General features: G+C 38.6%; 10 protein-coding genes. 1 reads left to right on the top strand and 9 read right to left on the bottom strand.

Features of this window, described 5'->3' with window-relative positions; genetic code table 11:
* Positions 1-159: 159 nt before the first annotated feature.
* Entirely contained in the window at positions 160-390 is a 231-nt protein-coding gene (locus ACCQ42_RS07390; RefSeq protein ID WP_000857133.1) for a helix-turn-helix domain-containing protein, read from the bottom strand.
* Positions 387-809 carry a sigma-70 family RNA polymerase sigma factor gene (locus ACCQ42_RS07385; RefSeq protein ID WP_000804885.1) on the bottom strand — a complete coding sequence of 141 codons (423 nt, stop codon included), beginning with the start codon at positions 807-809 and terminating at the stop codon, positions 387-389. Before ACCQ42_RS07385 ends, ACCQ42_RS07390 begins: the two co-directional genes overlap by 4 nt.
* Before the next feature lie 504 nt (positions 810-1,313).
* Between ACCQ42_RS07385 and ACCQ42_RS07380 the strand changes: the two genes are divergently transcribed.
* On the top strand, positions 1,314-1,667 hold the full coding sequence (locus tag ACCQ42_RS07380; protein WP_001227347.1) for a helix-turn-helix transcriptional regulator: 354 nt from the start codon (positions 1,314-1,316) through the stop codon (positions 1,665-1,667).
* A 59-nt stretch (positions 1,668-1,726) separates the two neighbouring features.
* Here the strand turns inward: ACCQ42_RS07380 and ACCQ42_RS07375 are convergent, their stop codons facing one another.
* The 7 genes from ACCQ42_RS07375 to tcpF form a co-directional block, all read right to left on the bottom strand.
* Positions 1,727-1,894, bottom strand: a complete 168-nt coding sequence (locus ACCQ42_RS07375; RefSeq protein WP_000336323.1) for a cysteine-rich KTR domain-containing protein — start codon at positions 1,892-1,894, stop codon at positions 1,727-1,729.
* 118 nt (positions 1,895-2,012) lie between these two features.
* Positions 2,013-3,932 (bottom strand): tetracycline resistance ribosomal protection protein Tet(M), encoded by a 1,920-nt coding sequence (gene tet(M) / locus ACCQ42_RS07370; RefSeq protein WP_000691727.1) that lies wholly within the window; start codon positions 3,930-3,932, stop codon positions 2,013-2,015.
* Between the two features lie 15 nt (positions 3,933-3,947).
* Complete coding sequence (locus ACCQ42_RS07365; RefSeq protein ID WP_011058339.1) at positions 3,948-4,034, bottom strand: tetracycline resistance determinant leader peptide; 87 nt, start codon at positions 4,032-4,034, stop codon at positions 3,948-3,950.
* A gap of 274 nt (positions 4,035-4,308) precedes the next feature.
* Positions 4,309-5,226, bottom strand: a complete 918-nt coding sequence (locus ACCQ42_RS07360; RefSeq protein WP_000975335.1) for a conjugal transfer protein — start codon at positions 5,224-5,226, stop codon at positions 4,309-4,311.
* A 14-nt stretch (positions 5,227-5,240) separates the two neighbouring features.
* A complete protein-coding gene (locus tag ACCQ42_RS07355) occupies positions 5,241-6,236 on the bottom strand; it encodes a bifunctional lytic transglycosylase/C40 family peptidase (protein WP_001842741.1) in 996 nt (331 codons plus the stop codon).
* Positions 6,237-6,238: 2 nt separating this feature from the next.
* On the bottom strand, positions 6,239-8,416 hold the full coding sequence (locus ACCQ42_RS07350) for a CD3337/EF1877 family mobilome membrane protein (RefSeq protein ID WP_049542889.1): 2,178 nt from the start codon (positions 8,414-8,416) through the stop codon (positions 6,239-6,241).
* Positions 8,417-8,418: 2 nt separating this feature from the next.
* Positions 8,419-10,312, bottom strand: a 1,894-nt coding sequence (tcpF, locus tag ACCQ42_RS07345) for a conjugal transfer ATPase TcpF (RefSeq protein ID WP_410035798.1), incomplete at its 5' end; no start/stop codon positions are given.

Below are 10,312 nucleotides of genomic sequence, written 5' to 3'. Positions count from 1 at the left end.
GTACTATTTATTGTATCCATACCACAGTTTTCAAAGAACAATGGCTCGTTAGCCTATCAAAACACATTGAAAGCTCAATATGCTTTGATGGAATAACAAACCTCCCTGTTCGGGAAGCGTGGAATAGTATGGCACGCTTCCACGAAAGGAGAGAGGATATTACTTAATTTCAAATGACAGAATCTTTGTAATCAGTCTGGTTTCCATTCTTCCACGTAAGACTTCATCAACGACCATACTTTGATTGCCATATTCATCTTTCATAAGTCGTAGGGAACGCTTCGTTATGTACCCTCTGTAATGATGTAGAATCTGGTTAATCGCTTCGGTATCGCCATCTGTTGCCTTTACAATGAGAGGAAAGGGAATCATAGGATATTGTGTTTTCATTCTTCAAATTCCTCCATAAACTTTTTAATTAAGGCTAGTCCACTGGTTCTATGCCGATAGACAGTAGAACGGTTCAATTTCAACAGGTCTGCAATTTCTGAATCGCTCATGTCCATAAAGTAAAACAGCAGTAGAATTTCACGTTTCTTGTCTGGCAACTCACGTAATGCTTCACTCAACAAATCATTTTCAACGCCTACTGATAACCCATTGAGTGTAAAAATCTGAAAGTCAGTTGAATAGTTATCTGTTGTCGCAAACTGGCTAACAAGATAATCGCCAACATCCGAAAAGGACACCTCACGCTTTGCAATCCTTGAAAGATAAAGCATATAATTCTTTCGCTCGTCTTCCATAGCACGTTTACAGATATAGTCAAACTGATTTTCTATTGTGGTCTGAAAAGAAGATGGTTTCATGTTTCTCACCCCCTTTCTGTCTAGGAAAGGAAGTGAGCCTTGCTCGTTTATCTCCTTTCACTCTTAGTCCCAATGTGAAAGGGGGATTTGTTGCATTACTGATAAATAAACTTTGTAAAAAAGTTCTGAATAGCCAAAAAAGCATATAAACAGATTTATTTCTCTGTTTACATGCTTCTGTTATTCTATCTATATGATTTATAAAACCACATTGGTGGACGTACTTATCTATTGCAGATAGACGACTTTTTTTGATAAATACTCAATGTGGGGAACTTGATTGTATGTGATATACTTCATGGCGACTTTGACCTCCAACAAACCGCCATTTGGAAGTAAGATACAATATTTTAACAGCATAAATAGCACTACCATATAACGGTCTTTTTTATTGGCGTTTAGTAGTGCTTTTTATTAAATATGAACCTATAAACTATATAACACGTTTTTCTATACCTGTTTTTAATTCAGTAGGAACAATAAAATGTATAGAGGTGGTCTACTATGCGTAAAAAAGAAGATAAATATGATTTTAGAGCCTTTGGTTTAGCCATTAAAGAAGCTCGATTGAAACGAGGTTTAACTCGTGAACAAGTGGGAGCATTGATTGAAATTGACCCACGTTACTTAACTAATATTGAAAATAAAGGGCAACACCCCAGCATACAAGTTCTTTATGACCTTGTATCGTTACTTCATGTTTCCGTTGATGAATTTTTCTTACCTGCTAATAACTTGGTAAAAAGCACCCGACGATTACAGATAGAGAAATACATGGATAGCTTTACAGACAAAGAACTATCCTTAATGGAATCTTTAGCCAGCGGTATCAACGAAGCAAGAAACATCGAAGACTAATTAAAAGAATCCATACATAACGGAAAGAGCCGATAAAATGAGATTGTATTAATCTCATTTTATCGGCTCTGCGTCTTTGCGTCTGGCTCTGTAATCACAGTTACTTTGAACTGCTTTATTTCAATTAAATTTTCTTGTCTGCATTTCGGACAATAGAGGGGGAATTTTTTTAATTCAGTATCTTCCCTTATCTTTAATCGTGTTTTATTTCCACATACAGGACACAATATCCACTTGTAGTTTATAATAACTATCTCCTCCTTTACACTTTAATTCAAATCTTTATTAAAGAATATTTCATCTTATTTAACAAGAAACCATATTTATATAACAACATAAAATACACTAAGTTATTTTATTGAACATATATCGTACTTTATCTATCCTACTATTTGGACGACGGGGCTGGCAAACAGGTTCACCGGTAGTAACATGGTACCCTTTTAACTCTGTTAAACAAACACTACGTCCATTTGTAAAGAAAGTTAAATCACTACGATATTCTTGAATACATCGAGCAGGGATTTCTCCACTAAGAATGACCTCATTATTTTTCAATTGAGTGTCTACGATGTTCGCACAATATTTAGGAGCATCGTTGTATGCTCGTGAAAGATATTCCTGTGGCGCATAAATTTTAAAACTAAGATATGGCTCTAACAATTCTGTTCCAGCTTTTTTTAAGACTTGTTCCAATACAATAGGAGCAAGCATTCGAAAATCTGCTGGGGTACTAACAGGGCTATAGTATAAGCCATACTTAAAACAGATTTTACAATCCGTCACATTCCAACCATATAATCCTTGTTCGCAACCATAGCGTATCCCTTCCATAACTGCATTTTGAAATGATTGATTTAAGTATCCAAGAGAAACCGAGCTCTCATACTGCATTCCACTTCCCAACGGAAGCGGTGATACAGATAAACCAATGGAAGCCCAGAAAGGATTTGGCGGCACTTCGATGTGAATGGTATATTCTGCATTTTTTAACGGTCTCTCCATATAAATGACTGTAGGCTCTTTTAGTTCTATCTCCACATGATACTTTTCTTGCAACAGTGCACTAATCACTTCCATTTGTACTTTCCCTAAGAAAGAAAGTATAATTTCATGTGTCGTAGAATCCACGTAATATCGTAGAAGCGGATCACTATCTGAGATTTCCAAAAGGGCATCAAGCAACATTTCTCTCTGTTCAGGTTTACTCGGTTCAACAGTTGTTTGTAGTAGAGGGTGCGGATTTTCAATCTTTTTTCTCTGTGGCAATAGTTTTGTATCTCCAAGAACACTATTTAACTTCAAAAACTCATTTTGCAAAATAACAATTTCTCCAGAATAAGCTCTATCAATCTTACATAATTCACCATTTATTGAAGTATACATTTCTGTAACTTTTATTTTTTCTTTTTCTGATACTCTAACCGAATCTCGTAAATGTAGTACTCCACTATAAAGGCGTATATATGCAAGACGTTGTCTTTTTTTTGTATATTCAATTTTGAAAACATTTCCGCAAAGTTCAGACGGACCTCGATGTGTTGATGAATAAAATTTATTCGTAATCACTTCTATAAGGTTATCAATCCCTATATTGTTTTTTGCACTTCCGTGATAAACAGGGAACAGGGAACAATTATGAAATCTTATGCTTTCCTCTTGTTCGAGTTCCAATGCTTCTAATGATTTACCGGACATATATTTCTCTAAAAGGTCATCGTTTCCCTCTATTACCGTATCCCATTGTTCAGATTCGGTAAAGTTCGTCACACACATATTAGGATACAGTTCTACCTTCTGTTTGATTACAATTTCGGCAGAAAGTTTCTCTTTAATATCCTGATAAACCGTTGATAAATCAATTCCATTTTGGTCAATCTTATTGATAAAAAAGATTGTGGGAATCCCCATTTTCCTAAGTGCATGAAATAATATACGAGTTTGTGCTTGTACGCCATCTTTTGCAGAAATCAGTAGAATTGCCCCATCTAAAACTGATAATGAACGATATACTTCTGCTAAGAAATCCATATGTCCTGGCGTGTCTATGATGTTCACCTTCGTATTTTCCCACTGAAAAGAGGTTATTCCTGTCTGAATTGTAATTCCTCTCTGACGTTCTAAAAGCGTATTATCCGTCCTCGTTGTACCTTTGTCCACGCTTCCTAATTCTGTAATCGCTCCACTGTTATATAATAAGCTTTCTGTTAAGGTAGTTTTTCCTGCATCAACATGAGCTAAAACTCCAATATTAATAATTTTCATGTGATTTTCCTCCATTCAAAAACCCAAAAGGGCATAAAAATCCCAGTGATAAATACTTTTATCACTGGGATTTTTATGCATAACCATAGGTATACAAAGCATACAGATATTCTCTGGATACTTTAGAATCACATGATAAAGGTATTCTTAAACTGGGTACAAAAAACTAAGCCCTCCTAAAAAAGGACATCTAATTATTTGTTCCCGCTATCAAATTGACAGTTTATTTAAGAATACCTTGCCGCATATTTATTAACTCCTTTTAAATAGTCACTTAAATTATAGCACGTAAGAGCATATTTGTAAAGGAATCTCCAATTTTTTATCAAAGAGAGTACGTGATTACAAAATAGCTGTAATAATGTACCAATATTTGTTATTCTATAATCTTCCAATTACTCCCGTTCTTTTCAAGTACCAAATCAAATTGAGATACCTGCGTTGCTTTGGTCTGCTGGTCGATATACTCCACTGTCAGCGATACCGTGACTTGATTATCCTTACGATTGTGAATAGGATTTACCAGTTCTTGAAAGATGTACTCTTTTCCGATTGGTTTTAATATCCCGTCATTCACATAGTAGGAAAGTTCACTGGCTGTCGCTGTAGGATAGAGCTTGAAGAACGTCGTTAAAAACTCATTGATTTCATTGGTTGTAATGGAATCAACCGTCCCCTCACTTTCAATGGCTTTTGGTTTATAACTTGATTTCTTAGGTATGTTGGTAATGGTCGGATTCTTAACCAGTACCATATTTCCAGAACCATCTACATAGACACTCACTATATAAGCAGAGTGGACGGTCTTTGTATTTTCTCCCTCTGTAATGAGCTGGTCTACACTGTAGGTTACATTAAACTCATTGTCGCCAGTTGGCTCTACCGTCCATATCTGAAATCCTCTTACAGAAGACGATACAGGAATATCTTTGCGTACTGTATCAACATTGAGAGCTTGAAGTTCATCTGTCAGATAGCCTTTTAGACTTTCCATTCGATTATCAATGGACTTATCGGATTGCTCCCATGAATAGTAGACTTTCGCAAAGTTCTCTACAAAATTTTCTACATGATGAGTATCAACGTATTCCTTTTCTATGATAGTTGTTTCGTGAATAGTATGAGTATCTATAGCTGTAAAGTGCTTGAATATCGCAAAGCTGAAACTAAGCCCTAAAAGTACCCACAAGGCAATCACAACCTTTTTATGAGGATTGACCTTATAGTAGACACGAGGTTTCTTTTCCTTTGGTATCTGTTTTTCTTTATTCTGATTTTTTCTAAATTTCATCATTAAATCTTCCTTTCTCATTGTTTGATTCGTCCTGCTCCCACTAAATGCTGTTGCCAGTAGGGGCTTGTTAAGTCGGCATAACCGATTGGGTCGCCTGCATGAAACATACGGTTATTGCCAAGGTATATCCCAACATGAGTAATATAAGAGCCAGCGTTATAGGTAGAATGAAAGAAAACCAAATCGCCAGCTTGTGCTTCCGATAGTGGGATATGCTGGGTCACATCATATTGCTGTTGTGCGGTTCGTGGTAAGTTAATTCCAGCTTTTCCATACGTCCATTGTGTCAGTCCGCTACAATCAAAAGAAGTAGTCGGGGAAGCTCCACCGTAAACGTATCGCCAGCCCTCATATTTCAGTGCTTCGTCCATGATGGCTTGTACCGTATCATCATCAAACTCTGTTGTGACAAGATACTGCGTTACCAGTTGCACATAAAACATATTGCCATAGTTGTATCGCCAGCCCCCATTGATAGGTATGGCTATGGGATTGGGGTAAGACACTTTTTCGCCACCTGAATACTCTTTTGAGAAACTTTGAGCCAGTTCAAAGGTATATTTATTTCCACGATTAGCCACATACCCTAAGAAACCACCACCATAATTGTAGGACTGGATAACCGATTCTAAATCTACACTGAGCCTTTCGCTACTGGCTAATAATTCACTGAAATACTTCACACCTTGCTTAATGGATTCTTCTGTACTCAATGAATTAGGTGGAAGACCGAGGGATTCCGAGGACTGCATAACATCTTCCGCAGTACCGCCCGATTCCACCTGTATAATCGCAAGAAGTATGTTGACATATTCTTCAACGCCATATTCTTTGGCATATTTTTCTACCATAGGCTTATGAGCCAGCACTTCTGCGGAAACATTCACACCTCCATAATGAATATTGGAAATTCCGCTGTCCTGTTCATCTGAAAATAAAATGGCAACAAACAGAAGCAGTGAGAAGACCATCAAGAATAATCCAGAACCACCAATCACTAAAGTTTTCAACTTCATGGTTTCTTACCGACTTTCTTAATGGTGGCGGTTTTGATTGGTGGTCTACTTCTTGTATTTTGTAGTGGTACTCTTTGAACAGTAGACGGACGTTCTTTTGTGATTGGACGTTGTGAAGTTCTATCTGCTGTAGTGGTTGAAGTTGCTGGCTTTTGAACGGTTTTTTCTTGAACGGTATTGCCTTGGCGTTCCACTTTTGGACTTGAAAAATCGGACTTAACTGCTGGACGCTCTTGTTTGGCTTGTTGAGATTCCTTATATGAAGTCTGAATATTAGACTGTTTTGAGGTCTGTTCATCATGATATTGTTCTTGTCTTGTAGTCGGTCTTTCATGAACAGAAGAAGCAGGCTGTTTTTTCTGTTTGACCTGTTCCATTTCAGAGCGACGCTTCGCAATGGTTTTTCGCCTTTGTTCCTGCTGTTCCTTGCGTCCACTGGCTCTGTCCGCTTTGGTTTGAGAAATACTACTGGTTAAATCACGGACATTCTCTTTTACTTTGGATTTTCCTTGATATACTGCATATCTTGCATTGGTCGGCAAATCTTTAACCTGTTCTTTCAAACCACTAGCAGTGTCTACCATTCTGTCTTTGGTATCAGCTACTGTACCGATGGTTTGACCGATACGTTTTCCAAGTGTTGATTTTTCCTTTCCGTCTGGTCGGGAGTGATCTGCTTGTGTCCTTGCAGAACTCCCCGAACCCGACTGTCCTTTTTTACCTGTAACAATGGCAGACCCAGCCCCTAGAGTAGTCATGGAACGTCCAAGTTTCCGCTGTAGACGGTGCATGTGAGCGTGCATAAGCATACGAGGTTTTCTCATCACACGACTTCCCACACTTTGAGAATCGTTACTCTGTAGAGAAAACATACTCATTAAATCGCCCAGCTTGAAGTAGATTCCTGCAAAGGTCACAATCTGTAGAAAAGCAATCAAAAAGAACGGATAACCAGCCGATAAGGTATAGAGCATGGTTGAAATACTAAATGCTGTCGTAATAATCAATGTGATTCCAGCTCGTGTCAAAATGGTATTAAAGAGCTTTGTTATGGCTCGTTTTGACATACCATCAAATGATGGAATCATGCTTAAAATAAAGCTCACAGGCAGAAACATAGCATAGATGATAAAAAGTACCTGCGAGAAAATCATGATTCCTGTTAATAGGAATACAAATATGGAAATCCCAATATTGAAGACAAATAGGAAGAAGACTGTACCTAAACGGTTAATGGTCTTTGTAATGGTTAGATTGGTATTGCTTCTGTCTTCAATTTCTTCCGCAACAATTTTTTCTCTGTCTTCGCCATTGTTGGAATCTGGGCTGGTGGAGAGCAGGCTTTCCACACGGTCAATACCGATACTTTCAATGTCTGAACTGTTGTATTGAAGCAGTAGCCACGGTTGCTGAACCTGTATGGAAAACAGGCTATCTCTGATTAAGTCCACGCTGTCCTTGCCTTGACTATCTGAATGGGGCATGACAATTTTTGTACCCAGTGACAAACTAGCGTTGCTGATGTCTGATGAAAAGTCATTGATTTTCTTAATATAATCGGGAGCATAGGCAATAAAGGAAGCCGATAGGATAAAAACCAGCACAAAATTCATGAGGGCATGAATTGCCTTTGTGGTTTCTCTCTTTATCAGTCCTGTATAGGCAACATAAACCCCAAGAACCAAAATCAAGAGTAAAAGGAATCCAACATAGAAACCCTCTGTTGATAGTCCACTAGGCGTAACCCCTGCAAGGGTCTGCATATTCTTGCCAATGGAATCTGCTGTAGCGGAAATGAAGTCTAAGGAATAGGCTTCCTGTACTAAGTAACCCGTCGCATTGGAAACATAAAGACTGATTGTCCAAATAAAATTGGTAATGGCATATAGTCCATACATGACTTGTTTTCCAATTCCGTCCGACCAGTTCCACGGTAGCCAGCCCCAGCTATTATCCACATAAAAATCCAGTTGATAGTTTTCAAGTGGGTATCGGCTGTATTCATTTGCCACATTGACCGTATCATCTACCAAGCCCGCAGCTTGAACCACCGTTCCCAGCATGGCTAAAAGAAAAATGGCAATCACAAGTGTGAAAGCCACTGTCATTGCCACTTTACCTAGACGTTTCAGCGTCCAGTTTGATTTTATTCTGTTTAATATTGATGGTTTCACATTTACACCTCTTTTCGCACAGGTGGTCTGGTATCAAAGGCATGGAGCAGTTCTTCAAATACAGGGTGGAACTGTATCACACCGACACGACCATATAAATCACTGATAAGGCATTGCCCGTTTTCCAAATCACGCAATCGCTTCTGATTGTTTTCGTCCTCTGGGTCTACACCAAAAAAGGCAAGGGTTTTTTTAATCTCGTTAAGGTCAGTGGAACGAAAGGCAAATTTTAAGCCGAGGTTATTTTTCAGTTTTTCATCTAAGAGGTCATCTGTATTTTGGGTCACGAAATATACCCCAGCGTTCATAGCACGACCAGCACGAACCAGCTTCATAGATAGTGTTTTCCCTTGTGCCACCTGTAAGAAGCTCCATGCTTCGTCTAAGTCTACAATCTTGAAAATACTTCGGTCTGTATGGATAAAGTCTAAAGCAAAGGTACTAATGACAATCAGCATAGCAACGGATAAAAGCTCCATAGTGGTATATTCCTCAAAGGAAGTTTCCTTGTCAGGAAGTACCAAGTCGGCAACCTGTATAATGTTCAGTTGTTTTTCAAGGCTGATAGACTGCTCTACATAACCATCACTAAAAAGCAGATGGGCAAAGTCATAGTCTGTAAAACTTTCGATATGGTCGGCTATGCTGGTACTTAGTGGCGTATTCTCAACCCGTAATTCTTCAATCACTTTCATCAACCCTCGCACTTCACTATTGGTTACTGCACGAATGGCTTTTCTAAGGATTGGGAAGCGTTCCCCATCACGAGAGGAAATCCCCGTAAGGAATGTCAAAATATCAATAGCCAGTGATTCAGAATCTTTGGTATTTTTCATAATTACATAAGGGTCAAGTAAGCCTTTGTTTTTCTCATCAGAAGTCAGAGTGACGATATTGATTTCATGGGAAATCTCTGGCAAGGTTTCTTTCCATCTGCCACGTTCTGCTTTTGGGTCTACAATCACTGCTTGTGCCCCATAAAGCACCGCATAATAGACGATAAGGTTATTCGCAAAGGATTTACCACCACCCAGCGAACCAACAAAAGCCGACGCTAACGCATTGGTTACTGAACCCTTAACCCCTTGACTGGCAAGAGCAGGTTTCAGATAGACATTGCGTCCAGTATCTAAGCTGTAGCCAACATAAATCCCCTCATTTTCCCCCAGCATTTGAGTAGCACCAAAACCTAAACCAGCGAGGAAATCAGAGGTCACGTATTGAATATAATCATTCATATAACGCTTGCTGGCAGGTAAAAATTCTTCATGTAAGCCGAGCATATCCCCATATGGTCGTACCAGTTTTACGCTTAAATCGTCATAAAAATCTTTCACTTCATTACAACGACGTTTGAGTTCGTCAAGATCATTTGCTGATACCCTTACCACATAAGACAGCTTGTACATAGATTCCTTGCTTTGGTCTAAATTGGTTTCCAGCTCATTCACACTTTCCAGAGCTTCCGCCACATTGGAGCTGGTTTCATTATCACTTTGCCAAGCGTGGTTATCCAAGTCTTTCAGTTCTTTCTTTTTATTGCGGACAGTAGATAGGGCTTTACGATTCGCTACAATTTCCACATTCATTGACGTATCAATCGGGAATGTAAATTGCTGTTGCTGGTAGTAGAAGATTTCAGAGGACGGGAAGTCCAGTTCTCCGACAATGCTGTTAATGGTAAAGTAAGCTACATAGACGGTTTCATCTTCCTGCTGGATTTTCAAATATCGCTGTTTTTCTTCCACCAAACAGCGAGTAGGCTTAATCAAGTAATAGTATTTAATCAGCGTTTCATTATCCAGCTTTTTCTTTGATAGATGGTACTCATACTCTTCATAGGCAGTGCCTGTCTGTCCGTAAAGGTGTTCTGGTATGGATACAATAAATAGTACA

The sequence above is a fragment of the Anaerococcus kampingae genome (assembly GCF_046365475.1).
Classification (GTDB): domain Bacteria; phylum Bacillota; class Clostridia; order Tissierellales; family Peptoniphilaceae; genus Anaerococcus; species Anaerococcus kampingae.
The sequence above is the reverse complement of the archived record's forward strand: the minus strand, read 5'-3'. Positions and strand labels throughout refer to the sequence as shown.

Excerpts from the sequence above, each read along its gene's own strand:
- ACCQ42_RS07365 (WP_011058339.1), bottom strand. The coding sequence starts at position 4,034 with ATGCTTTGTATACCTATGGTTATGCATAAAAATCCCAGTGATAAAAGT.
- ACCQ42_RS07380 (WP_001227347.1), top strand. The coding sequence starts at position 1,314 with ATGCGTAAAAAAGAAGATAAATATGATTTTAGAGCCTTTGGTTTAGCC.
- ACCQ42_RS07360 (WP_000975335.1), bottom strand. The coding sequence starts at position 5,226 with ATGATGAAATTTAGAAAAAATCAGAATAAAGAAAAACAGATACCAAAG.
- ACCQ42_RS07385 (WP_000804885.1), bottom strand. The coding sequence starts at position 809 with ATGAAACCATCTTCTTTTCAGACCACAATAGAAAATCAGTTTGACTAT.
- ACCQ42_RS07390 (WP_000857133.1), bottom strand. The coding sequence starts at position 390 with ATGAAAACACAATATCCTATGATTCCCTTTCCTCTCATTGTAAAGGCA.